Here is a 24861-nt window from a genome sequence, read left to right as displayed (position 1 = left end):
ACATGAACGTGCATAAAGTCATTTGGCAGGAAGGCATGTTGCTGCGCCCGCAGCACTTCCAGCACAACGATCGCTACTACGACAACCAGATGAAAACCCGTACCCAGTTGCTGGGCAGTTACACCTGGGGGTTTCTGGGGCTCGAGATCGATTTGCAGTTTCTCAACATGGGCAAACTGGTGATCAGCCAGGCCTCGGGGATTCTCCCGGACGGCAGCCTGTTCGAACTCGGCGGCAACACCGAGCCGCTGGCGCTGGACGTACCGCCGAACACTGGTAACACGCCGATCTACCTGGCCTTGCCGCTGGTCACCGGTAACCACATCGAGTCCCGTCGCCCGGAGCAATCCGACGTGCTGGCGCGTTACACCGCGTACGAAGCGGAAGTCGCCGACTCCAATGCGGGCGACGATTCCAGCAGCCAGGTCAGCTGCGCACGCCCGGACTTTCGCTTGTTGCTCGGCGAGCAGCAGAGCGACCAGGCCTACGTCAAACTGAAGATCTGCGAAGTCCTCGACACCACGCCCGACGGCGTGATCAGCCTCGACCCGGACTTCGTCCCGACCTTCATCCACGCTCACGCGTCGGGCTACCTGCTGTCGTGCCTCAAAGAAGTCATCAGCATGCTCGGCCACCGTGGCGACACCATTGCCGACCGAATTCGTTCGAACGGCAAGGTCGGTGGCGCGGAAGTCGGCGACTTCATGATGCTGCAACTGATCAATCGCACCGAACTGGTTCTGCGCCATTACCTGGGCCTGGAACAGGTTCACCCGGAAGAGTTGTACCGCACGCTGCTGTCGATGCTCGGCGATCTGTCGACCTTTGCCAGCGACAGCAAACGCCCGCGTCTGGACAGCCGCTATCAGCACAGCGACCAGGGCGCGAGCTTCCGCAAACTGATGGAAGCGATTCGTCAGGTGCTGTCGATGGTGCTCGAACAGCACGCCATCGAACTGGTGCTGCAAGCGCGTCAATACGGGATCACCGTGTCGCCGCTGCACGACCACAAACTGCTGGGCACGGCGTCGTTCGTGCTGGCGGCCAGTGCCAACTGCGACTCCGAAGAGCTGCGGCATCGCCTGCCGGCACACCTCAAGGTCGGCCCGGTGGAGCGCATCCGTCAGCTGGTCAACCTGCACCTGCCGGGCATCAAGGTCAAACCCTTGCCGGTGGCGCCGCGGCAGATCCCGTTCCACTCGAACAAAACCTATTTCATCCTCGAACTCAGTTCCGAAGACCTGGCACAACTGGAGCGCTCCGGCGGCTTCGCGTTCCACGTGTCCGGCGAATTCGCCGAGCTTGAACTGAAATTCTGGGCCATCAGGAACTGACCGATATGATCAAGGAAATGGAGCACAACCAGGATGACAAAACCGTCCTGCTCGATCGCCAGGGCCATGGCCCGGCACAGAGTCCGCTGACCGATTTCGCCGCACCGCCGCGTTTCGAGCAACTGGAAGAACGGATGATCTACGCCGCGCGCCTGCGTCCGGCGGAAGCATTCAACATCAGCCTCAACTCGCTGGTGGCGGCGTCGTCCGATCTGCTGTCGGAAGTGGTGCGGCTCAAGCACAGCGACACCCGCGAAGACATGCACGCGCTCAACGAGCGGCTGACGGCTGCGCTGAAACTCTTCGAAGTCCGTGCACTGCACAACGGCGCCGAGAGCAGCCAGGTGATGGCTGCGCGCTACGTGCTGTGCACCGTGGTCGACGAAGCGGTGGTGACCACCCCGTGGGGCAACGAAAGCGAGTGGTCGCAGATGAGCCTGCTCAGCAGCTTCCACAACGAGACTTTTGGCGGCGAGAAATTCTTCCAGCTGCTCGATCGGTTGTCGAAGAATCCGGTCAAACACCTGCCGATGCTGGAACTGATGTACCTGTGCCTGTCGCTCGGTTTCGAGGGCAAGTACCGGGTGCAGGCGCGCGGCATGCTGGAACTCGACGGCATTCGCGATGCGCTCTATCGGCAGATTCGCCAGCTGCGCGGCGACGTGCCGCGTGAACTGTCGCCGCACTGGGAAGGCCTCAACGACAAGCGCCGCAGCCTGGTGCGCATCGTGCCGTGGTGGATGGTGGCGCTGTTTACGCTGGTGTGCCTGGTGGTGATGTATTCGGGTTTTGCCTGGGTGCTCGGCGAGCAGCGCGACACCGTTCTGCAACCTTATCAGCCGCTTGATCCAGCCGCGGTTCAGCAGCTGTCGAAGCCGTAAAACAGGGACGTGAGATGAAAAAGTTTTTCAAGAAAGTCGGCGCGTTCCTGCGCAAGACCTGGGTCTGGACCCTGCTGCTGGTGTTGTTCGTCGCGCTGCTGGTGTGGTTCGTCGGACCACTGCTGGCCGTCGATGATTACAAGTTCTGGGAAGGCTCGACCTCGCGCCTGCTGACCATCAGCGTGCTGTTCCTGATCTGGGGCCTGACCATGGTCTTCGTCAGCTGGCGCGCCGGTGTGCGCAAAAAAGCCGTTGAAGAAACCGAAGACGGCCAGGACCGTATTCGCCGCGAAGAGCTGATCGACGAGGAGCAAAAGGAGCTGCGTGCGCGTTTCAAAGACGCACTGCGCACCTTGAAAACCTCCAGCCTGTATCGCGGCCGCAGCGAACGCTGGCGCAACGATCTGCCGTGGTACCTGCTGATCGGTCCACAGGGCAGCGGCAAAACCAGCCTGCTGGACTTCTCGGGCCTTGAGTTTCCGATCAACAAGATCGACCGCAAACTCACTCGCGACACCATCGGCACCCGCCATTGCGACTGGTACTTCGCCGATCACGGCGTACTGATCGATACCGCCGGACGTTACCTGACCCAGCCGGACGTGGATGTCGACGGCAGCGCTTGGACCACCTTGCTCGACCTGCTGCGCAAGCGTCGTCGCAACCGTCCGTTGAACGGCGTGCTGGTGACCATTCCAGTTGAATTGCTGCTGAGTGGCACCGAGCAAGACCTCGACACCCTGGCGCGTCAGGTGCGTGCGCGTCTGCAAGACGTGCATCAAAAACTCCACGTCGACCTGCCGATCTATCTGGTGCTGAGCAAGGCCGACCAGTTGCTGGGCTTCGACGAGTTCTTCGATCAGCTGACCCGCGAAGAAAGCGATCAGGTGCTCGGCACCAGCTTCCGTAAAGAGCAGAGCGGCACCGACGTGGCCGTGCTGCGCTCGGAGTTCGAAGAGCTGCTGCGTCGCCTCAACAGCCAGGTGATCATGCGCATGCACCAGGAGCGCGACACCCAGCGCCGTGGTCGCATTCTCGACTTCCCGCATCAACTGGGGCAGATCGGCGAGCGTCTGTGCCTGTTCGTCGACATGGCGTTCACCGGCAACCGCTACCAGCGCGTCAGCCAGTTGCGCGGTTTCTACCTGACCAGCGCGCCGCACCTGAAGCAACAGATGGACCAGAGCACCGCCGGTATCGGCGCCAGCCTTGGCATCAACAGCGGTGTGTTGCCGACCTTGCGCAGCGGTCGTTCGCGGTTCATCCACCACTTGCTCAGCCGGGTGATTTTCCCCGAGGCCGATCTGGCCGGTCTGGACAAGCGCGAGCGCAGCCGTATCCATTGGGGCCAGCGTGCGTTGTACGTCGGTGCATTGGCGGCGCTGGGGCTGTTCGGTCTGCTCTGGGCGACCGGTTTCTCGGCCAACTACGAACGCCTGGAACACCTGCGTTCGCTGGCACAAACCTGGAGCCAGCAGCGCTCGGCACTGACCGCTCGCGATGACGCGATGGGCGTGCTCAAAACGCTCGACACCAGCTACGAAGCGACCAAGGTATTCCCGCCTAAGGGCGATGTATCGATGTTCGAGCGCGGTGGTCTGTATCAGGGGCAAGAGAGCAACCCGGTGGTCAAGGACGCGTATCAGCGTGAACTTGAAACCCAGCTGCTGCCACGCGTAGCGCAACTGCTCGAAGGGCAGATCCGCAACAACATGAAGGACCGCGATCGCCTGCTCAACAGCCTGCGCGCCTACCTGATGCTGAACATGAAGGACCGTCGCGATCCGGCGTGGCTGCAAGATTGGCTGGCGCAGGACTGGTCCGTGCGTTACGCCGGCAACACTGCGGTGCAGAACGGTCTGAACGGGCACTTCGAACGCCTGCTCAAGCAGCCGTTTATCTACCCGCTCAACGATGCGTTGGTTGCCCAGGCGCGTCAGGTTCTGCGCAGCGAATCGCTGGCCACCGTGGTCTACCGGATGCTGCGCGAGCAGGCTCGCAATCTGCCGGAATACCGCTTCAGTCAACACCTCGGTCCGCAGGGCGCGCTGTTCGTCGGCACCGATTACGCGATTCCGGGGTTCTACACCCAACAGGGTTATCAGCAGTACTTCTCGGTCCAGGGCTCGGCACTGGTCACCGATATCCTGCGTGACAATTGGGTGCTGGGCGAAGGCTCGGGCATGAGCGGCATGGACTTGCGCCGCCTGATGGTCGAACTGGAGCAACTGTACTTCCGCGACTATGCCAACTTCTGGAGCGAAGCGGTCGGTCAGGTGGCATTGCAGCCGATCAACAGCGCCGGTGAAGGCGCTGAACAATTGGCCGGGCTGACGTCCGCCAACTCGCCGATCCTGCAGATGCTGGTGGAAGTGCGTGAGAACACGCGCTTCCCGGCCGCCGTCGACAACACCGAAGATGCGACGGATGCGGCTGAAAAACTGCTCGCCAAGAAGGGCGGCGCGTTGGGTAAGGTCGCCGCAGCCGCGGCTGGCAAGGCGGGCGATGCATTGGCCGCCAAAAACCTGCCAGACACCGCGAAGAAATCCCTGCAACGGCGCTTCGAACCACTGCACCGTTTGCTCGATGACAACAACGGCCCGGCTGCCGACCTGACCCCGGCGCTGCAAGCGCTGAACGACCTGCAACTGCAACTGGCCAGCCTGGCGCGTGCCAGTGCCCCGGATCAGGCCGCGTTCGAAATGGCCAAGACCCGCATGAGCGGCCAGCGCGATGCGCTGAGCAACTTGCGCAACGCTTCGGGTCGCCTGCCGCGCCCGATCAGCGTGTGGTTCAACGTCCTGGCCGAAGACACCTGGCGTCTGGTGCTCAACGATTCCTACCAGTACCTCAACCAGCGCTATCAGAGCGAGCTGTACAGCTTCTATGGCAAGGCGATCAACAAGCGTTATCCGTTCAACGCCCACAGCACCAGCGACGTTGCGATCAGCGACTTCCGCGAGTTCTTCAAGGCGCAGGGCATCGCCGATCGCTTCTTCGAAAACTACATGCGGCCTTTCGTCAGCGGTGATCCGGGCAACTACCGCCTGCGCAGCATTGACGGTCACAGCCTGCCGATGTCCAAGGTCTACCTCGACCAGATGGCCGCGGCCCAAGTGATCCGCCAAAGCTTCTTTGCCGAAAACCCGGCCGAGCCGCAGGTTCAGTTCAAACTGGAGCCGTACACCCTCGACCCGGCTGTCAGCCGTTCCGAGTTCCGCTTTGGCGACAAGACCATGGAATACCGCCATGGCCCGATCGTGCCGGTGGCCTTTAAATGGCCAACCGATGCGGAAGACGGTCGCACCAGCCTGGTCCTCGAAAAAATGGCTGGCCGCCCAATCGGCATCGAGAAAAACTCCGGCCCATGGTCGTTGTTCCGTCTGTTCGATTTGATGCAGACCGAATACCTGACCGGTCGCGACGTGCTGGTGCTCAAGGCTGATGTGGGTGGCCTGCGCGCCAACTACCTGCTGATGAGTCAGCGCACGCCGAACCCGTTCGACATGGGTGTGTTGCGCACCTTCCGTATGCCGGTGCAGCTCTGATGCTGGTTGCCAGTCCCTGGCGCAGCGCGGCGCGTACCGATCCGGGCAAGGTTCGGGCGCGCAACGAAGATGCTTTCCTCGACAGCCCAGAGCATGGCCTGTGGGTGGTCGCGGACGGCATGGGCGGTCATCAGGGTGGCGACATCGCCAGCCAGTTGATCGTCGCCAGCCTGGCGGAATTGCCCGTCGAAGACAGCTTCGACGAGCGGCTCAAAGGCGTGCGCCAGTGCCTGCACTGGCTCAACCGCCGCTTGGGCCAGGAATTAACCGTCACCGCCGGGCGCCATGACAGCATCATGGGCAGCACGGTGGTGGCGTTGTTGGTGGACGGCAATCGCGCGGCCTGCATCTGGGCCGGCGACAGCCGTTGTTACCTGTGGCGTGGGCAGCGCTTGTATCAGCTGTCCAAGGACCATTCGCTGATGCAACAACTGATCGACGAACAACAGATGAGCGTCGAGCAAGCCCGGGCTCATCCAGCCGCCAGCGCCTTGACCCGTGCGGTCGGGGCCAGCGAGCAATTGACCCTGGACGTGCTCGAACTCGAGGTTTATCCCGGTGATGCGTTCCTGCTGTGCAGCGACGGTTTGTACCAAGGCTTGAGCAGCGACGCGCTGGGCAACGCCTTGAGCCTGACCGCGCCGCATGTGGCGCTGGAGCGTTTGTTCGACGGCGCCTTGCGCGGGGCGGCGCGGGACAACCTGACCGCCGTGGTGATCCGCCAATGAGTGAACTCAAACCTGTGCTCGACGAGCTGTTGGTCAGCGACGAAGAAGCCGCCAACCTGACCTACTTCGCCTTCGCCAAATCCCATGAGGCGCCGCGTGCCGTGGCGCCGATGCGGGCCAGCGTTGGCGCGTTGCCGGACGTGTTGGCGGGGCGTTACCGCATCGAGCGTTTGCTCGGTGCCGGTGGCATGGGCGCGGTGTATCGCGCACGGGACCTGCTGCACGAACAGTTCGGTGACCCCGACCCTTATGTTGCGCTGAAAATCCTCAGCGAAGAATTTGCCGAATCGCCGGACGCCAGTGCCTTGCTCTACAGCGAGTTCGCCCTGACCCGGCGCCTGCGCCACTCCAACGTGCTGCGTTTGCACAGCTTTGAAGTGGACACCGAGTGTCAGCGCGCCTTTATCACCATGGAACTGATGCGCGGGCTGACGCTGGACAAACTGCTCTGCGAACGGCCCCTGGGCCTGCCGTGGCAAGAATTGCGGGACATCGCGCTGCCGCTGCTCGACGCGTTGGCCTATGCCCACAGTCGCGGTGTGCTGCACGGCGACTTGAAACCGAGCAACGTGATGCTCAGCGAGGAGGGCGTGCGCTTGTTCGACTTCGGTCTCGGCCAGGCCGAGGAGGGCGTATTACCCGGCCTGCCGCACTTGAGCCGCAGCCGTTTCAACGCCTGGACGCCGGGCTATGCCGCGCCGGAGTTGCTGGAAGGCGCGCCGCTGACCGCCAGCGCCGACCTCTTCGCGGTGGCCTGCGTGATCTACGAGCTGGCGGGCGGCAAACACCCGTTCCGCCGCTTGCCGTCGACCCAGGCCCGTGACGAACGCCTGGACCGTGAACTGCAAGCGCCCAAACATCTACCGAAACACTGCTGGCCGGCGCTGCGCACGGCGCTGGCTTTCGATGCGGCGGCACGCACCGTGACTGCCGCCCAGCTGCATGACACATTGGCGCGTGCCGCCATGGGCGCCACTTCGTCCTGGCTGCAACGTCTGCGCAGCAGGCGCAACGGATGACTACCGAACAGGGAGCAAGCAATGTTCAACCCTTCTAACGAAACCCATTTCAGCCTGACCGTTGCGGACTTTCAGGGTGACCTGCAAGTGCTGTCGTTCACCGGCACCGAAGGCATCAGCCAGACCTTTCGTTTTGACCTGGAACTGGTCAGCGAAAACCCCGATCTGGACCTGGAAACGCTGCTGCACAAGCAGGCATTCCTGGCGTTCGATCCCAAAGGCAGCGGCATCCACGGGCAGATCTATCGCGTCGCCCAAGGCGATGCCGGCAAGCGCCTGACCCGCTACAAAGTGTCGCTGGTGCCGCAACTCGAATACCTGCGCCACCGCACCAACCAGCGCATCTACCAGCAGATGTCGGCGCCGAAAATCATCGCGCTGATCCTCGAAGAACACGGCATCAAGGGCAACGCCTACAGCTTCCAGCTGAGCCAGCCGTGCCCGGATCGCGACTACTGCGTGCAGTACGATGAAACCGACCTGCATTTCGTCCAGCGGCTGTGCGAGGAAGAAGGCATTCACTACCACTTCCAGCACGACGCCAAGGGTCACAAACTGGTGTTCGGCGACGACCAGACCGTGTTCCCGAAACTCGGCCAGCCCACCGCCTACGTGCAGGGCAGCGGCATGGTCGCCGACGAGCCGGTGATCAAAGGCTTCACCCTGCGCCTGGAAACCCGCACCAACCGCACCACGCGCCGCGACTACGATTTCGAGAAGCCGCGTCTGCAACTGGAATCGGCCTACAAACCCGATGGCAAAAGTGACGAACCGGACCTGGAAGACTACGACTATCCGGGCCGTTTCACCGAGCGCGCACGCGGCAAGTTCCTCAGCCAGCGAGCGCTGGAACGTCACCGCGCCGACTACCAGCAAGCCGAAGGCCATGGCGACCAGACCACCCTGGTCAGCGGCCACTTCCTGGAGATCTCCGACCACCCGCGCACCGAGTGGAACGACCTCTGGCTGCTGACCGAAGTCATCCACGAAGGTAAACAACCGCAAGTCCTCGAAGAGTCGGTGACCAGCGACACCACCGCCAACAAAGATGACTTCCACCAGGGCTACCGCAACCGCTTCCTCGCCACCCCGTGGGACGTGTTCTACCGCCCGGCGCTGTTGCACACCAAACCCCGCGTGCTCGGTAGCCAGACCGCCCAAGTCACCGGCCCCAAAGGCGAAGAAATTCACTGCGACCAATACGGCCGCGTGAAGGTGCAATTCCACTGGGACCGCGAAGGCCTGGCCGACGACAAAACCAGCTGCTGGCTGCGCGTCTCCAGCAGCTGGGCCGGCGACCGCTACGGCGCCATCGCCATCCCGCGCATCGGCATGGAAGTGCTCGTCACCTTCCTCGAAGGCGACCCCGACCAACCGCTGGTGACCGGCTGCCTGTACCACACCGAAAACCAGGTGCCGTACGCCTTGCCGGCGAACAAAACCCGCACCGTCTTCAAAACCCTCAGCTCCCCCGGTGGTGGCGGCTACAACGAACTGCGCATCGAAGACAAAAAAGGCGCCGAACAAATCTTCATCCACGCCCAACGCGACTGGGATGAAAACATCGAGCACGACCAGAAAATCCGCGTCGGCAACGAACGCCACGACACCGTCGAAAAGAACACCTACACCGAACTCAAAGCCGAAGAACACCGCACCACCATTGCCGACCGCAAAGTTGAAGCGCGGATGGACGACCACCTGACCATCGGCCAGAACCAACACATCAAACTCGGCACCGCGCAGCTCACCAGCGTAGGGAGAGAAATCCACCTCAAGGCTGGCGACAAAATGGTCATTGAGGCGGGCTCGGAACTGACGATCAAGGGCGGTGGGAGTTTTATCAAGCTGGATGCGGGTGGTGTGACTGTCGTTGGGCCGGTGGTGAAGGTTAATGCTGGGGGCTCGGCGGGGAGTGGGACGGGGATTGGGATTAAGCCGCCGGTGTTGCCGGGGGCTGCGGATAAGGATAAGGCGGGGAGTTTGATGGATCAGGCGTTGGGGAATGCGCCTGAGGAACAGATCAAACGCAAACCGAAACGAATGCTCAATTTTTCCGGCTAACAGACACCGACGGCACTCCAAGCCACCAGGGATCAGGATTCAGGTAATTGGTAATGACTGAAACAACCAGCAAAGTAGAGAAATGGTCGTATCCCTTCAAAGTAGGGGGAGCAGATGCGACGGATCCGCAGCAGTACTACAAGGCGTTGGCGCAGGCCGAGGATGGTTATTACCCATTGGGCTCTAACGGTCTCTGGCATGGCGGCGTTCACTTCGACGAGGCCAGTGGTCTGGTGGTGGGGGACAAGGCTGAGGTTCGCTGCATTGCGGATGGCGAGGTGGTTGCCTATCGCATTGATGAGGTTTATCCAAAATCAGATTTCGGCTCGACGCATTCAGTCTTTTCAACAGGTTTCGTGTTGGTTAAACACCGTTTGGAGGTTCCCGTACCTCCTGCGCCAGCACCTGCCCCCGGCGCGCAACCTGCGGCAGCGGCGCCAGGGCCAAGCCTGACCTTTTTCAGTCTGTATATGCATTTGCTGGATTGGGACACCTACAAGTTGAATCCGGCGCTTAAAAGACCCGACTTCTGGGGGAAAGGGCTGTATCAAGTAAAAGCGAGTGCCCCGGATAGTTCATTGGGGATCAGGGTTCGTAGCGGAAACTCAACACAGTTTCCGGTATTAGCGGTATTGCCTTGCGGAACCACAGTGCTGACAAAGCCTGCTCCGGCAACTCAGAATTGGCTTGAGATCATCAGTGTCACTCCTGAGTTTCCGGGGTTAGCGGCAAATACCGGTTGGGTGTTTAAAGGCCAGATGAAGCACCTTTCCGGGGATCAGTATCTTGTAGGCAAGGATGCTAAGGATCCTCTACCGGGTGAGCAAAAAGGGGCAAACATTCGAAGCGCGTACACCAATGGCCAGCCGATTGGATTTTTACCTGCTGGGACACAGATCAAACTCGGTGACGAGCAGACGCCCAACAAATTTCGTAAGTTGGTGGAGATCGTAAGCGGTCAGTCCACGCCCATGCTGAGCCCGGGTGCAGATGGAAAGCTGCCCGGCTACGTTTGGCTGGACTCCCTCGAACCAAAGAATGAACCGAAAAGCCCTAGGGGAGAGGTAGTCCCTTTAACACAGACCTATAAAATAAGGGCCGGTGAGGTTTTGGGGCATGTCGGTAAATATCAAAATCATACGGACGCAGCACCTAAGAACTTGTTGCACTTGGAGGTGTTCAGTTGCGAAGACGTCAAGGCGTTTACTGAGCTGAGCAAGTCCAAGGCCGCAAGTTTGCCGGCCGCAGAAAAAACGTTGCTCAAAATTCAAAAAAACAGCCTGTTGATCACTCATGTGCAGGGCATGAGCGCTACGAACCCTCCTAAAGCGGCTGATGCAAATAAAGTAGTTGGCTATGATTTTTTTGTTCCTGTAAGTGTGCTGGAAGCGTTACCCGCTGAGAAGAAAATCAAGGCGCCTATTGTCATGGACGGAGCAACCACCTACACGCTTTGGTGGCGTCTAGATGGATTGCTGTGCGACGCGGATGGCAACGAGATCAACGGTTGGTTTGCGGAGCCAGACATCACTCTGTCGCGCCATTCGCCCTTTGAGTGGGAAGGCTTCACTTTTATTGAAGAAACCGTCAGTAATGTGGATCACCTAGCTGCCTTCCTTCACGCGCAGGAAAGTCTCACCGAACAGGAGCGTGCGACTTACCTGCCGAACGTCGGAAACGCTGACGATAGTCTTGCGAAGAAGCGGTTATATAAAATCCTCGATAAGAATGGCGATAGCAAACTGAAACCTGAAGAAATAACAGCGGCCCTCGGTAAGCCCTGGTTCTCACAACCTATTTCTCAGATGGTTACGCGCTACGAGAGCGAGTGGCAATATAAGGCAGAAAAATGGGATGCCCTGGATGAGCTAATGGGGCACAGCGACTCGGATCCGCATAAGGGATGGGTTGAAGAGAAGGCGCGGATCGAGAGTTTGAGTTGGTGGGATAAGTTGGTTGGACAGCAAGGAATAACTAGCGATATTAATGTGCAGCATATTCATCCTGTTGGACTAGTTTCAAGTTTTCTTAGGTCTGGGTCTAGCAAGTGTAAGAAATGCGGGAAAAATATCGCTTTGTCACATGAATTTATGAAAAGGATTTCTGCTCCATCAGTTACTGATGGGTTCGTAGATGACTTCATCAATGCTGCGAACCTAATGTTTTCGAAGTACGAGGTAAATTCATGCTCTCAGATAATCCATCTATTGGGGCAGGGTAAGCACGAGACTGGGAGGTTTAAGAAGTTTCGTGAGAGTCTGCGGTATAGTCGACAGAGTTATACTCCGACTTCTCTATATAATATGGCGCCAACAGCGATAAACTCAGGATTTACAAGGCTGGGGTTGAACTTAACTCAAGCAGAGAAAATTCAGTACGTTGATGATCATTTGATCGATAATGATCCGGGTTATGGTAGGCACAGCTTTGGTAGTACTCAATACCCTCAAAATGATTACCGGGGGCGGGGTCTACTTCACCTGACCCACTATGCTAATTACCACTCTTGTGCTCAAGCTATTGGTGTAGCGATTGATGCAAACCCAGGGTTGGTGGAAAGCGATACGAAAGTTATTATTGAAACAGGGCTTTGGTTCTGGAAGTCGAATAGCATCGGTCCTATTGCAGATGACAGCGGTTTGTCAATGGATCAAAAAATCAGGGCGGTAACTAGAGTGATTAACCCAGGCCTAAAGGGGCTCGTTGAAAGGGTTGAGTTTACGAAAGATATTGCTAATATTTTTGAAGAGCTGTACGGAGCCTGCTCGGTATGAAAACTATTAAGCTGTTTAAATTCTTTGTGTTTCTGTTTGCCTTTTATGCAATAAATTCTCTGGCTTGTGAGTCACCAAAAAGTGATGCGTTTCCAGCTGTTAAAACAGATGAGGGGTTTGTAGTTTTTAATAATGCGCCTTTGGCGGGTGAAGAGGGTCAAGACTCCGACGATATTGCTATCGAGATTGACTTTGTAAACTGTGCTGACGGTGTAAAAAAGCGTATAGGGGGGCTTCCATTTCTAGCGGCGACGGGAAATGTTAAGGCCGCCTTCTTGGCAGATGACAAAGTCGATGCTAAACCTAAACTGTTTGTCATTCATAGTGTCGAAATTAGAGCAGATACGGGTGTAAAGTATCTAGGGGACTATTACACTGTTCATGTCTATTCTAATGCGCCATCTGGCTATGTAAGGGATGAGCGGCTATCAAATTATTTTGGGGTGGGTGGGGATATCGCATCCGATGCCGATGAGTCAGTTTTGGCATACAGGTATCCATATAAGACTGCTGATGAAATTGTCGCGAAAATTAACTCTGCAGCATATAAGAAATGGGCTGATAAGGAAGTGGTCAAGCTTACTATTAGTAAGAAGACATCGATTTATAGCTCTGCAAATTTGTTTGATGTGACAAAAATGTATTTAATAAAGGGAGATTCGGTCTTGCAGGAGTCGGTGGAGGCAGGGTGGATCGGAGTTATGTTTAAAACATCAAAAGGAAAAGAGATTCGGGGATGGGTCCAATGTGTCGATACGGACGGATGTTAGCAGATATTCTGGTGGAATTATTCTCTGTTTTTAATTGAGAGGAAAGTACATCAAGGGCAGGCCGCGATTTCGATAGAAGAGAAGTCGCGGCCTGTCCCCAGGGGCTATCACAGATAGGAATATCAGATACCAAGCTCTAGCGACGTTAGTGAATCTCTGATTAAGAGGCTATCTGTAATGCTCAGGATTTTTGCGTTCGTTTTCTTGTTTGTGTTGACGGGGGTAGCCGTCGCTCAAGACAATGGGAAGTATTTACAGGGCAAAGTAGTTCAAGGGCCATACAAAACTACAGTTGTAGAGGGGGGAGAGCTATCGTTTTTAGAAACAGGTAATGCGGAGTTTCCTGTGTCGCTAGTGTTGGATGTGATAAAAAGTGGTGGCAGTGCTGTAAGAACGCTGGTAGATAAGTACGATGTTGCTGGATCGGCTCCGAAGATAGAGTCGATATTCTTTTATCCTGTCAGGGGGAAAAAGAATGTGTTTGTATTGGTTTCCTGGGAGCTCACGAGTAGAGGTATTGGTACTTATGGGACTCTTCATCAAGTCTATGGTTACGAGCAAGGTGCAAAGAATAACTTGGTTGTCAATAAATTGATTCGTTTTGATAAGCGTTTGAGCGGCATTGATGGGTATCAAGAGGGTGAGGAGCAAACATTCGCATATAAAGACGCTGCCTCAATAAAGGAATACATTAAAAAAATATAAACGTTAACTGAGTGTTTGGGGAAATATATCAGGGGCAGATCACGATATTGGTTGAAACAGAATCGTGCTTTGTCCCTTGTGCCTAATTTTTTGAGGGTGGGATGATTTTTTTCCAGAGATTTATGCGGTTATTGGTTTTGGTGATCTTTTTTGGTGCTTCCTATACTTTTGCATGTGAAGCACTTAAGGACGCACCTTATCCACCGTTAGCGGTGGAGGGGGGGATGATTGTTTTCAGCTCAATCGCCGTACTTGAGGATGAGGGCAAGCCAAACCCGGAAATGGGGTTTGGCGTCAGCTTTTTTGATTGCTCTACCGGTATCACAAAATTCATTTCACGGTTGCCTTATGTTGCAGATCCCGGCGAAGTACGAGACGTTTTCACAGCAAATGTAGTGAATGGTGATAAGGAGTTATTTGTCATTCATAGCGCACCTATTCGTGCCTTTACCGGGATAAGCTACGGAAGCGACTATTTCAGCGTAATGGCATTTCACAAAAACGAGGGGGAATTCACCCTTGATGAAAGATTAACGGATTACTTCGGAAGTGGTGCTGACGTTCTCTCTTCAGACGACAATGATGATAAGCCGATTTACACCTATCCTTTCAAAACTCGCGATACTGTTGTTTCTCAACTGACGTCTAAAAATTACCGTGGCTGGGCGAGCGGTAACCTACCTGATCTAAATGTTAATAAAAAGACGTCAATATATTTGTCGAAGTCCATGGCAGCTGATACAAAGATGTATTTGGTAAAGGGTGACAAGGTAAAACAGGAGGCTGTCTCAGCCGGATGGGTTTCTATTCTTTACATAACAGTGAAGAAAAAAGAAGTACGCGGTTGGGTCCTTTGCGAAAATGTGGACGGATGCTGACGTTAGATAATACATGTGATGTTAAGTGGCTAAAGAGGACAAATTTATTTGAAAGGTGTGTTGGGTTGCCTTAATAAAAAGATTCGTCCGCTTTGTCCGAGCACTCGGACTATCTGGGCAAGATTGCACCTGGTCTCGATCTGGAATAGGTCGGCGAAAATGGGATGTGTTGGGTGATAAAGTATAAATTTGCTTTTTCTGTATTGAGTTTTATTTGCTCTGTTTCTTTTTCAGTGTTGGTATCTGCTGAAGAAAGGCAGTGCACATTTGATATGTCGCAATCAAAGCTTAAAGTTGCTGGTTGTATCCAGGAAGGAAATGTAAATATACTGAAGTTAGCCCCTCGTGATCAGCCTTCTTATGAGACAAATCTTGAGGATCTTCCAACATTTATTGTTGCGGGGAAGGATTTGGAAGCTGTTTTGAAAGTGGTGGGGGATGGGGCCTCGCCGCCTTATAATAATTTAATTAAATTGCCATATCCTGATGCGATTTTGAGTTATTCCGATGCGTCAACTGCGGCAAAGTTAAAGATGACGCAGAAAAATTGGAAGTTGATCAGTATGAAAGATGTTGCATACGAAGGGCAAGGTGGTAACGAGGGCGCGGGAGTAGTGTGTAGTACCCTTGAGAGGGAAATAAACGAAGGTTATGTGGTTGTTTCTCAGTGTAATAGTTTTTTTGAAGGTGATATATTTGCGTTGAAAGGGTTGCTTAGTTCAATAGATGGTCAAAAGAAATGACTGTTGAGCGGGCGTGAGTAAGTATGTCAGGGGCAGATCACGATATTGGCTTAAGAAGAATCGTGGTCTGTCCCTTGATTTTCTTAGGGTGAGAAATGAAAAGCTTAATGTTGTTGGTAGGTATGGTTTTTTCCTGCTGTGCCTTGGCCATGGATGATAAGAATTCAGTCGTAAATATATATAAAGCTGATACGGCTGTCATTTCTGGTAAGTTGATTCGCTATTACCAGCTGCTTGGCAGTCCATGCATAAAAGTTGAGGTCCTGAAACCAGGCGGCAAAGGTGCTGCCAGTAATTCAACGGGGCTTTGCAGTGTTTCTGGGAAAAGCTTCAATACTGATTTCTCCGAGGTTGTTCTGGAAAAAGGAGAGTTTTCCAATAATGAGCTTTTGCTCACTCTAACGCTTATGCCTCTAACGCAGGGCGCAGACATTACTGAGGTATGTAAGTTTAAGGTTGAAGGTGAAGCGCTCAGTGGGCCGATCTGTGATACGCAGTAATGCTCTTAACCATGTTGAGTTTTGAGAGTCTAGAGTTGGAAGTATTTGGGGCAGACCACGATATTGGCTGAAGAATCGCAGTCTGTCCCTGATTTCTATCTTCAATGGCAATGGGCACAAGGAGGTGTTGTGTGAGGCGCATACTGACAGGAATCGTGATGTTGCCTTCGTTGGCATGGGCATCTTCGGTGGACGAAACCGTCAATAACACCGTCGTTGTAGGTAATGCGTCAGGTAACGTGCAGTTTGTCCAAGGCCCGGTTCATGCCCTGGTGTTCTTGGACAATTGTCATTTTTCATTAGGCTTGTTGAAGCATCAGTATCTTCAGTTCAACAGCCCGGATGTGCTGTTTATCGAGTCGATTACCGCACCGACGGAAAAGACCCTGCCTTACCTCTGGCAGGCCGAAATGTCTGCAGGTTATGAGTGGGGTTTTCGCAAGCGCGGCAGTTTGGCGGATAAATGGTTTGGCTTGATCTGTGAAAACACCGAGAACTTTTCGCGGCTCACGCCTGAGGCCACCGTTCAGCGAGTAGAGGTCAGCCCGCAGCTGCAGTTGATCCGAGAGGGTAACGACCTCAAGTGCCCCGGGACCTTGACCGATAACGGCTGGGTGGCGGCGCCGAACGCCGGAAGGCCAGAGGACTACGTGTTTGAGGCTATAAACGGTGCGAACTGGCATGGCTTCATCATTGGTTATGTCGACACGGCTCGGCACATTTTTAAGCGCATTAGCTTCTGCCTTGTGCATGACGACCAGGTTTTGGTCGGGGCGGCGGAAAACGATTCCGCACCGTTGCGGCTTAGCGCGGAGGCGTTTGAAGGGGTCAAGAAAACCGTATCAACCATAGGCTTTCAATGAGGCTGTGGTCATTCTGCATTTGTTCTTTTAAGACTGTTGAAATCCAGGAGTATCAGAGTGAAAGGACTTTCAGCGTTATTTGGCAGCTTCCTCGCCATCTCAACATCATTGTGTTTCGCCGCCGATCTGAAGTTCGAGGACTTCAAGGTTGCCGAGGTGTTTACCGGGCAGAACCATGCGTTGTTGCCGGTCGAAAATAGCAACCCGCTTTGGGGGGAGTACCGGGCGCAGGCCATCACGCGCAAGGTCAATTTTGCCGGACACTATATTGTGCACACCATGGGTTGTGGTGGCGGGACTATCTGCGGTGAGGTGTTGGACGCTCGCACGGGCGCGGTGGTCGCGAGCCTGCCGAATGCCTACTACATGGCTGGAGAAGAGGGCGGCTATTTCCATATGACCTTCAAGCCCGGCAGTAACCTGATTATGGTTTCTGGGGTTACCGCTGACGCTGAAGTGGACTTGAGCGGAGAGACGCTAGTCAGTGGTGATCGAGTCCGCTATTACGAGTTTACGAACAACGACTTTCGTTTATTGAAGGTTGAGGGTTCCTGATCGTTGGTGACTTAGGGTTTCAAGGTGTTCGGATATTGAACAAGGATGATATGGATGGGCAGTTTTATCAGGTTTTTTATGGCGACGATGGTAGGGATTCTGTTGTTTGTGCCCGTAGCGTCTGCGACTGACGGTGGTTGTTACGGCTATCTCACCGAGATGGTCCGCAGCAGTAATTTCCCATTTCGCTACGTCACCAAGGACAAGGTCAATCTGCTGATCGATGAAGATGACGGTGAAAAGATCCGGGCTCAGCTTTTCTATGAGACGGATGGCACGGGAATCATTGGTTGGGTTGAGTACGACGTCTCCAAGCATGTACTGCGCAATACCTCGGCGGAGCTTGAGGAACCAATAGCGTTGACCTTTGATACTGGATTCGCGAAGGGGTATGCGCAGTGCTTGGCCAAGGCTGGTGATGCAGATGAGCAATGATTACCGCGTGAAAGTATTGAAGCGTTTTATGGTGGTGTTTGTTTGCGCGTTAGCAGGCGGTGCATCTGTGCCGATCTCCATTGCGTTTGCGCAGGTGGATTGCAACGAAATGACTGCAAGTCAGCAGATTGAGACGTGTGCAGGAATCGCGAAGAAGGTTGCGGATTCCCAGCTTAATGCCAGTTACCAGAAGCTGATGGCGCGGCTCGACTCCCAGTATCGAGCCCAGCCCGACGCGGGGCAGGCATTCAAGGCGAAGGTAAAAGAATCACAGCGCAACTGGATTAAGTTACGCGATACGGATTGTCCGCTCGAAGCTTTTGAGATTGAGTCGAGCATGCCCGCGTATATGACAACGGTGGACAATTGCATCGCAAGAATGAGCCGGGAGCGTTCTGCCTATCTGGACAATATCGTGCCTGATGTTTTTGGCATTTCCTGCCCATCTACTGACTTCAATGCGTTCCTCACTTCCTTTTCGGAGAGCCCGGCTGTGCAGAAAGCCTTTACTCAACGACCTCTGCAATTTGTGGCCACGGTAGATGCTGAGCCCGAGCCGCGACAGGAAAAGCGGGCATTGGGAGGAGAGCAGATTAAATTTCCGCTCTTGCCTGATCGCGTCCACCGAGAGACTGAGGGTCTGGCGTTAAGCGTGAAAGAGCTGAGCAGGGATCACGCTACGGCCATATTGAATAAGCCTGATACCGACTACTTGGTTGAGTATCGATTCGTGCGTGGTAAGTGCTGGATGCTCAGTGAGGTTTTGGATTTTGCGATTTAGAGAGGCACCGAGGGGCGCGCCAGTGTTGTCGTGCCCCTCGGCAGGCTTACACCTTAACCCGATACTCCACCGGATTCGGTGAATCGAGGTTGTCCATGGCGCGGTCGATCAGCAGTTGTGCGCCTTCGGCCATGCGGTAGATGGCCAGGGCGACGTTGCGGCGGGAGCCTTCGATTTCGAAGGCGAGGTCGCCGGCGATGGCTTTGATGGAGGCGATGTCTTCGGAGGCGTTGGCCAGGAGGCTGTCGGTGTCGACGTCTGGGGCGACGATGAAGAGTTGGCCTTTGCGGGCGTCGGCCAGGTGGATTTTGTGGCGTGGTGGGATCAGGTGGTGGTCGAGGGCGCGTTCGGCGGCTTCGTGGAGTTTTTTCGAATCGAGGGATTCGTAGGGGGAGGTGGTTGGGTCTTCTGGTGGATTTGGTGTTGGCTTGATCATTAGGTGTCTTCCGGTAATTGGAGCTGACACCGTTTCGCTTGCGCTTCGAAAGTGGTGGCAACTGTGCATAGGTGTGCAAGACCGGCCCGGAGATACCAGCAGACCCGAAGGTCTCCCATACACAGTCGCCATAACGATTCGCGAGCATAAGAAAATGCTCGGTCATTAGCCATAACCAATTGTGTTCCAGGGCGGACTTGCACGTCCGTGTCACCGTTTTTTGGTGACAGGGTGAGACTAGCCCTGACTCGCAGGCCGGGCTAGTTACCGAACACCGCTACAACTTGAAGGAAATGTCCGAGGACGGGGGGTTGCGATTGGGAGGCTTAAGATCAAAAGATCGCAGCCTTCGGCAGCTCCCACGGGGATGGAGGTCGTTCCATGTGGGGTGTGGGAATGATCAATCAGCCGGGGGGGAGGGCGTGACTTGGTGGTCATCGTGCTGAAAAAGCGCTTCATCTTCTGCTAACGCTGCGCAACGGTGGCGTTCTGGTGTTAAGCCGCTACACTGCGCCAGCGTTCATTTTTCTTTTGGGGTTTGAGCATGAAATTTCGTTTTCTTCTGTGGATGATGGGCTTGCTGATGCGCAAGGCCAGTCGGACCAATCCGGCGTTTCAGCAGCAGTTGGGTGATAAAGAGTTGGTGTTCCAGTTGCAGACGCTGGACGGCAAGGTGGCGCGGCACTTCGTGGTGAAGGATCAGCGCATTAGCAGCAAGGCCGGTGTGTATGCAGAGCCGGCGTTTGCGATTGCTTTTAAAGATGCGGCTTACGGCTTTGCCACGATGCAGGCGAAGAACAAGCAGTTGGCGTTCATGACCGGGATTCAGGACAAGTCGATTCAGATCAAGGGCAACCCGGCGCTGGTGATGTGGTTCCAGGGGTTGACCAAGTATTTGAGGCCGAGGAAGGCCAAGCCTAAGGCGTGAGGTCGTTCAGGTAGGCGGAGATTCTCCGCGAGCAAGTTCGCCTCTTCAGTCATCCGATTCAGGAGGCTCCTGGGTGTCGAGTGGCTGTGCTCTGTATGTCTTGTAGATCTGCTGGACTTCTGGGTTGTCCAGGCTCGCGTGGGTGATGCCTTCCTTGTCCAGGCCATCGAGGCCCCTGATGCCACTGATGGTCGCTGGCCACTCGTCGCGACTGGATATGTCGACTATGAACGGTTTCAGGTAGTTATCGAGATGCCTCTCGCGAGGCTCTCGGATCTCGTCGCTGAGCGCCCGCAGGTAGTCGTCCTTGCTTGTCCTTGACCAGTCGATGGCGAACTTGGCCCGATAGGAGAGCTCCATGAAGACTAATAGAATCGTGCGCCCGTTGCCGTCCAGGAAGGGGTGTGCGAAAGCCAGCTGGCCCATGACCCCGCCAGGGTGGCCTCTGAAGTGTTTTTTATCTGCTGCCAGCTCAAGTGCATAGTCGACAGACATCTTGATGGAGTTCGGGTGCTCGAAGACGGTGCTTCTGGGGTCGTCGTGTGAGCCTTTGAAGACTGCCAGGTGAGGCACGAGCTCATTCCGGTCTTTCCCTGCCCAAGGATAGAAGCCGGAGAACAGGATTTTGTGAACGCTGAGTACTGTCTTGTAGTCGATGGGCTTCTTCTTGGCCAAATAGGCAAGTGCCTCTTCGATACTCAATTCGAACGAGAAATGCTCTGACTCTTTTACTTCAGTGGGATCTTTCAGCTGCAGCGAATTTTGAAGGTATCCAGCCGTTTCGAAATCGCCGAACGGATCAAAAGTCATGCGCTACGTTTCTGGGAACGCCTCTCCTGAAGGTAGCGTCCCTGGAGCGCCAGGGTCTCGGATTTGCTCAGAACGCCTTTTTTCTTGAGATTGACGAGCAACTGTTCAACGCCATCCAACTCGACGACGTCGCCAGCCAAACGGGTAATGGTCATGGCCATACGACTCATGCCGTCACGTTCAGCAGTGACCTTGTGATCTTTTGCAAGCTCGCGGACTTGACTTGCAACACTGACAGCGGCTGTTTGGGTCATCGGAAAGCCCTCTATTTGCCGTCAAATCATAGCAGGGCGCTTGTTTTTTGTCTTCGTGGGCGCATAGGCCGAGATCGAAGGAAAGAGCCCTTCAAGTACCCGATTCAGATCAAGGGCAACCCGGCGCTGGTGAGTGATTCCAGGGGCTGACCAAGTATTTGAGGCCGAGGAAGGATAAGGCTTGAGGTCTTTCAGGTAGACCGGGGTGGATTCATCGTGAGCAGGCTCGCTCCCACAGGGATCACCTAAACCCTGTGGGAGCGGGCTTGCTCCGGGCGGCGATCCGACGAATGCTTTTAGGGCTGGGTGAACTGCGAGGCGAGTTCGCGCAGCAACACTTCGGCTTCGAGGACTTTGCTGACGACGTCTTCGGCTTTGTCGCGCGTCAGGCCGAGGCGGTCGAGCAGGGTGTCGGGGATTTCTTCGTCGGGGCCGGAGCCGATGCCGCGGCTGCGCAGCAGGCGCACGGCCAGGCAGACGAGGTTCGGGTATTCGGCGTAGTCGCGGTCGTAGCTTGGGTCGTGCTGGAAACGCAGTGCGGTGGCCAGCTCATCCGGCATGTCCCAGTAGCGCATCAGCCACGCGCCGATCTGTTCACGGCTGATGCCCAGCAGGTGTTGTTCGACAAAGCTGTGGCACAGGTGCGGGTTGACCTCCAGGTGCCGGCAGATCAGCGAGAAGTGCGGCGGGAAGACGTGGGCCAGCAGCAAGTAGCCAAAGTTGTGCAGCAGGCCGGCGAGGTAGGTCAGGCCGGCTTCCGGGCGCTGGGCGCGCGGCATGGCGCGGGTCAGGCCTTCGATGACGGCGGCGGTGTAGATCGATTGCTGCCAGTACGGCGTGGTGTGTTGCGGGTGGTCCTTGGGCAGGCTCAGGGTTTTGCCCAGGGCCAGGCCCAGCGCCAGGTTGATCACCAGATCGAAACCCAGCACGCGGACGATTGCGTCTTCCACTGAACGAATCTTGCCCGGCGAGGCGTAGTACGGCGACGCCGCCCAGCTCACCACTTGCGCGGCCAGCGCCGGGTCGGTTTCGACGACGCCGGTGATGTCGTCGATGGTGGCGTTGGGGTCGACCCGCAGCTTGATGATTTTTTGTGCAGTTTCAGCCAGCGGCGGAATCTCGATGGTCGCTTCCAGGCGTTGCTGGATGCGCCGTGCCGTGAACGCTTGCACCGCCTGGGTGATTTCCTCGCGGTCATCGTCGGGGCGGTCGAGGTTCGGGCGGATGCTGCTCAGGGCTTCGCCGAAGTTTGCGGCGCTGGCCTTGGTCAGCATGCTTTTGAAGTCTTCGCTGGTGATTTCCAGCAGCACGCCCGGCTCACCCGAGTTGATCAGCAACTGCGGTTCGCGCAGCAGGCTTTCTTCGTACAGGCACGGCGAGCTGGTGAGCGCCGGCAGGCCGGGCAAAAAGCTCAGGTTGTGTTTGCCGAGCATGCGCTCCAGGCGTTCGGTCGGCACGGCGGTGAGCCGGCGGCCGGTGAGTTCGGCGAGGCGGTTGAGGTCCAGCAACTGGCTCTGCGGGAACAGCACCATGAGCGCGCCGACGGCGTCGTCGAGCAACACCGCTTGCACCTTGCGGGCGGGGTTGAGGCCCGGGCGATCGAGCACTTCGGCGTAGCTGATGCCCAGCTTGCCGAGCAGCATCCGGATAACAGACGGGGCGTGCGGGGCTTCGGGTGCGAGGGCAACTTCGGTCATGGTGTGTGTCCGTTTTCAAACAATTGCAGGAGTATAACCAGCTTGTTTAAAACCATCGCCCAGAAACTGAGACGGTGCTCACACTTGGCCGTATTGCTGCCCATGTCGTAGCCAGCGGTCGAGCAACGGGCTGACGTGATGCGGCCAACGCTCCAGCAATGCCTGGGCCGCGTCGCGCACTGCCGGCAGCAGATCGGCGTCGCGCATCAGGTCGGCGACCTTGAATTGCAGCAGGCCGGTTTGCCGGGTACCGAGCATCTCGCCGGGGCCGCGCAGCTCGAGGTCTTTCTCGGCGATCACGAAGCCGTCGTTGGTCTCGCGCATGATACCGAGGCGTTGACGACCGATCTGCGACAGCGGCGGATGGTAGAGCAGCACGCAGTGACTGGCGGCGCTGCCCCGGCCCACGCGGCCGCGTAACTGGTGCAGTTGCGCCAGGCCGAGGCGTTCCGGGTTTTCGATGATCATCAGGCTGGCGTTGGGCACGTCGACGCCGACTTCGATCACCGTGGTCGCCACCAGCAACTGCAGCGCGCCGGCCTTGAACTGCGCCATGACTTCGGCTTTCTCGGCGGGCTTCATGCGGCCGTGGATCAAGCCGACCTTCAGCTCGCCAAGGGCGGCGGTGAGGTCTTCATAGGTGGTTTCGGCGGCCTGGCAGGTGAGCTCTTCCGACTCTTCGATCAGCGTGCACACCCAATACGCCTGACGCCCTTCGGCGCAGGCGGCGCGCACTCGTTCGATGACTTCAACCCGGCGGGTGTCGGTGACCAGCACGGTGTTCACCGGGGTTCGGCCGGGCGGCAGTTCGTCGAGGATCGAGGTGTCGAGGTCGGCGTAGGCGCTCATGGCCAGGGTGCGTGGAATCGGCGTGGCGGTCATGATCAGTTGATGCGGACACATCCGCCCGCCAACGCCTTTCTGCCGCAGCGCCAGCCGTTGCTGTACACCGAAGCGGTGTTGTTCGTCGATGATCACCAGCGCGAGGTTCTTGAACTGCACTTCGTCCTGGAACAACGCGTGGGTGCCAACAACCATCGGCGTGCCGCTGGCGATTTGTTCCAGTGCCGCGACGCGGTTTTTGCCTTTGAGCTTGCCGGCCAACCAGGCGACTTCCAGGCCCAGCGGTTCGAGCCAGCGCTTGAAGGTGATGAAGTGCTGTTCGGCGAGGATTTCGGTGGGCGCCATCAGCGCCACTTGATAACCGGCCTCCAGCGCCTGCAAGGCAGCGAGGGCGGCGACCACGGTTTTGCCGGCGCCGACGTCGCCCTGAATCAGCCGCAGCATGGGCTCGTGCTGGCTCATGTCGTAGGCGATTTCATTGCCGACCCGATGCTGCGCACCGGTCGGCGGGAAGCCCAGGTTGGCCAGGTATTGGGCCGGCAGCCGGGTGGCTTTGGGCATGGCCGGCGCCCGCAGTGCGCGCATGCTTTCGCGCAGGCGTTGCTGCGACAGCTGATGGGTCAGCAGTTCTTCGAAGGCCAAACGGTGCTGCGCCCAGTGATGACCGAGGGCGAGTTCATCGACATCGGCATCGGCGGGCGGGTGATGCAAGTAGCGGATCGCGTCGGCCAGAGGCGCCAGTTGGTAGTCCCGCGCCAGCTCTTGTGGCAGCCAGTCAGGCAGGCTGCTGGGGCCGAGCAGGGTCAGGGTTTGCATGCACAGTTGGCGCAGACGCTGTTGGGTCAGGCCTTCGGTGAGCGGGTAGACCGGCGTCAGGGTTTCATCCACTGGCGGCGGTTCGTCGCCGGTGATGGCGCGGTATTCCGGGTGGTAGATTTCCAGCCCCGACGCACCGGGCCGGGCTTCGCCGTAGCAGCGCACGCGGGTGCCGCGTTTCAGGCCTTCCTTTTGCGCGTTGCTGAAATGGTAGAAGCGCAGGCTGAGCCCGCCGGTGCCATCCTGCAGGCGCACGACCAGGCTGCGGCGTCGGCCCATGACCACGTCGGCGCCGCTGACGGTGCCTTCGATCACCGCATCCTGACCCGGTCGCAAGTGGCCGATCGGTACCACACGGGTGCGATCCTGGTAGCGCAGCGGCAGGTGGAACAGCACGTCCTGGAGGTTTTCCAGGCCAACCTTGGCGAGTTTTTCGGCCATGGCTTCGCCGACACCCTTGAGTGCCGTGACCGACACTTGCGACAGCTCAGCCATTACT

General features: G+C 56.7%; 22 protein-coding genes. 17 read left to right on the top strand and 5 right to left on the bottom strand.

What is annotated here, in order from left to right; genetic code table 11:
• Positions 1-2 precede the first annotated feature (2 nt).
• From tssK to AC1RKH_RS10910, 16 genes are all read left to right on the top strand, one after another.
• Positions 3-1334, top strand: a complete 1332-nt coding sequence (tssK, locus tag AC1RKH_RS10985) for a type VI secretion system baseplate subunit TssK (RefSeq protein ID WP_071552761.1) — start codon at positions 3-5, stop codon at positions 1332-1334.
• Positions 1335-1339: 5 nt separating this feature from the next.
• Complete coding sequence (icmH, locus tag AC1RKH_RS10980; protein ID WP_123426150.1) at positions 1340-2215, top strand: type IVB secretion system protein IcmH/DotU; 876 nt, start codon at positions 1340-1342, stop codon at positions 2213-2215.
• A 14-nt stretch (positions 2216-2229) separates the two neighbouring features.
• On the top strand, positions 2230-5763 hold the full coding sequence (tssM, locus tag AC1RKH_RS10975) for a type VI secretion system membrane subunit TssM (RefSeq protein WP_493062682.1): 3534 nt from the start codon (positions 2230-2232) through the stop codon (positions 5761-5763).
• Complete coding sequence (locus AC1RKH_RS10970; RefSeq protein ID WP_493062681.1) at positions 5763-6491, top strand: PP2C family protein-serine/threonine phosphatase; 729 nt, start codon at positions 5763-5765, stop codon at positions 6489-6491. Before tssM ends, AC1RKH_RS10970 begins: the two co-directional genes overlap by 1 nt.
• Positions 6488-7510: a serine/threonine-protein kinase gene (locus AC1RKH_RS10965; protein WP_493062680.1), complete on the top strand. Its 1023-nt coding sequence runs from the start codon at positions 6488-6490 to the stop codon at positions 7508-7510. The genes AC1RKH_RS10970 and AC1RKH_RS10965 overlap by 4 nt, the downstream gene beginning before the upstream one ends.
• Positions 7511-7531: 21 nt before the next feature.
• Complete coding sequence (locus AC1RKH_RS10960; protein ID WP_493062679.1) at positions 7532-9574, top strand: type VI secretion system Vgr family protein; 2043 nt, start codon at positions 7532-7534, stop codon at positions 9572-9574.
• A gap of 53 nt (positions 9575-9627) precedes the next feature.
• Positions 9628-12348, top strand: coding sequence for a glycoside hydrolase family 19 protein (locus tag AC1RKH_RS10955; protein ID WP_493062678.1), 2721 nt, complete (start codon positions 9628-9630; stop codon positions 12346-12348).
• Positions 12345-13118, top strand: a complete 774-nt coding sequence (locus tag AC1RKH_RS10950) for a hypothetical protein (RefSeq protein ID WP_493062677.1) — start codon at positions 12345-12347, stop codon at positions 13116-13118. Before AC1RKH_RS10955 ends, AC1RKH_RS10950 begins: the two co-directional genes overlap by 4 nt.
• A gap of 177 nt (positions 13119-13295) precedes the next feature.
• Positions 13296-13823, top strand: coding sequence for a hypothetical protein (locus AC1RKH_RS10945; protein WP_493062676.1), 528 nt, complete (start codon positions 13296-13298; stop codon positions 13821-13823).
• A gap of 101 nt (positions 13824-13924) precedes the next feature.
• A complete protein-coding gene (locus AC1RKH_RS10940; protein WP_493184044.1) occupies positions 13925-14701 on the top strand; it encodes a hypothetical protein in 777 nt (258 codons plus the stop codon).
• A 173-nt stretch (positions 14702-14874) separates the two neighbouring features.
• Positions 14875-15444 (top strand): hypothetical protein, encoded by a 570-nt coding sequence (locus tag AC1RKH_RS10935; protein ID WP_493062674.1) that lies wholly within the window; start codon positions 14875-14877, stop codon positions 15442-15444.
• 95 nt (positions 15445-15539) lie between these two features.
• A complete protein-coding gene (locus AC1RKH_RS10930; RefSeq protein WP_493062673.1) occupies positions 15540-15944 on the top strand; it encodes a hypothetical protein in 405 nt (134 codons plus the stop codon).
• 158 nt (positions 15945-16102) lie between these two features.
• Positions 16103-16807: a hypothetical protein gene (locus AC1RKH_RS10925; RefSeq protein WP_493062672.1), complete on the top strand. Its 705-nt coding sequence runs from the start codon at positions 16103-16105 to the stop codon at positions 16805-16807.
• A gap of 57 nt (positions 16808-16864) precedes the next feature.
• On the top strand, positions 16865-17362 hold the full coding sequence (locus tag AC1RKH_RS10920; RefSeq protein WP_493062671.1) for a hypothetical protein: 498 nt from the start codon (positions 16865-16867) through the stop codon (positions 17360-17362).
• Between the two features lie 54 nt (positions 17363-17416).
• Entirely contained in the window at positions 17417-17797 is a 381-nt protein-coding gene (locus AC1RKH_RS10915; protein WP_493062670.1) for a hypothetical protein, read from the top strand.
• Positions 17787-18578, top strand: a complete 792-nt coding sequence (locus AC1RKH_RS10910) for a lysozyme inhibitor LprI family protein (RefSeq protein ID WP_493062669.1) — start codon at positions 17787-17789, stop codon at positions 18576-18578. The genes AC1RKH_RS10915 and AC1RKH_RS10910 overlap by 11 nt, the downstream gene beginning before the upstream one ends.
• A gap of 46 nt (positions 18579-18624) precedes the next feature.
• Here the strand turns inward: AC1RKH_RS10910 and AC1RKH_RS10905 are convergent, their stop codons facing one another.
• On the bottom strand, positions 18625-19014 hold the full coding sequence (locus AC1RKH_RS10905; protein WP_493062668.1) for a DUF6124 family protein: 390 nt from the start codon (positions 19012-19014) through the stop codon (positions 18625-18627).
• Positions 19015-19558: 544 nt separating this feature from the next.
• On the opposite strand from AC1RKH_RS10905, the gene AC1RKH_RS10900 reads away from it, so the two are divergent.
• On the top strand, positions 19559-19942 hold the full coding sequence (locus AC1RKH_RS10900) for an SCP2 sterol-binding domain-containing protein (RefSeq protein WP_493062667.1): 384 nt from the start codon (positions 19559-19561) through the stop codon (positions 19940-19942).
• 45 nt (positions 19943-19987) lie between these two features.
• Here the strand turns inward: AC1RKH_RS10900 and AC1RKH_RS10895 are convergent, their stop codons facing one another.
• From AC1RKH_RS10895 to recG, 4 genes are all read right to left on the bottom strand, one after another.
• A complete protein-coding gene (locus AC1RKH_RS10895) occupies positions 19988-20752 on the bottom strand; it encodes a Fic/DOC family protein (protein WP_493062666.1) in 765 nt (254 codons plus the stop codon).
• Complete coding sequence (locus tag AC1RKH_RS10890) at positions 20749-21006, bottom strand: hypothetical protein (protein WP_123426159.1); 258 nt, start codon at positions 21004-21006, stop codon at positions 20749-20751. Before AC1RKH_RS10890 ends, AC1RKH_RS10895 begins: the two co-directional genes overlap by 4 nt.
• Positions 21007-21302: 296 nt before the next feature.
• On the bottom strand, positions 21303-22703 hold the full coding sequence (locus tag AC1RKH_RS10885) for an HDOD domain-containing protein (RefSeq protein WP_493062665.1): 1401 nt from the start codon (positions 22701-22703) through the stop codon (positions 21303-21305).
• Positions 22704-22781: 78 nt separating this feature from the next.
• Positions 22782-24857 carry an ATP-dependent DNA helicase RecG gene (gene recG / locus AC1RKH_RS10880; RefSeq protein WP_123426162.1) on the bottom strand — a complete coding sequence of 692 codons (2076 nt, stop codon included), beginning with the start codon at positions 24855-24857 and terminating at the stop codon, positions 22782-22784.
• Positions 24858-24861 lie beyond the last annotated feature (4 nt).

The sequence above is a fragment of the Pseudomonas sp. GW822-FHT06B12 genome (assembly GCF_058799675.1).
This window is presented reverse-complemented; position numbering and strand designations above follow the sequence as displayed.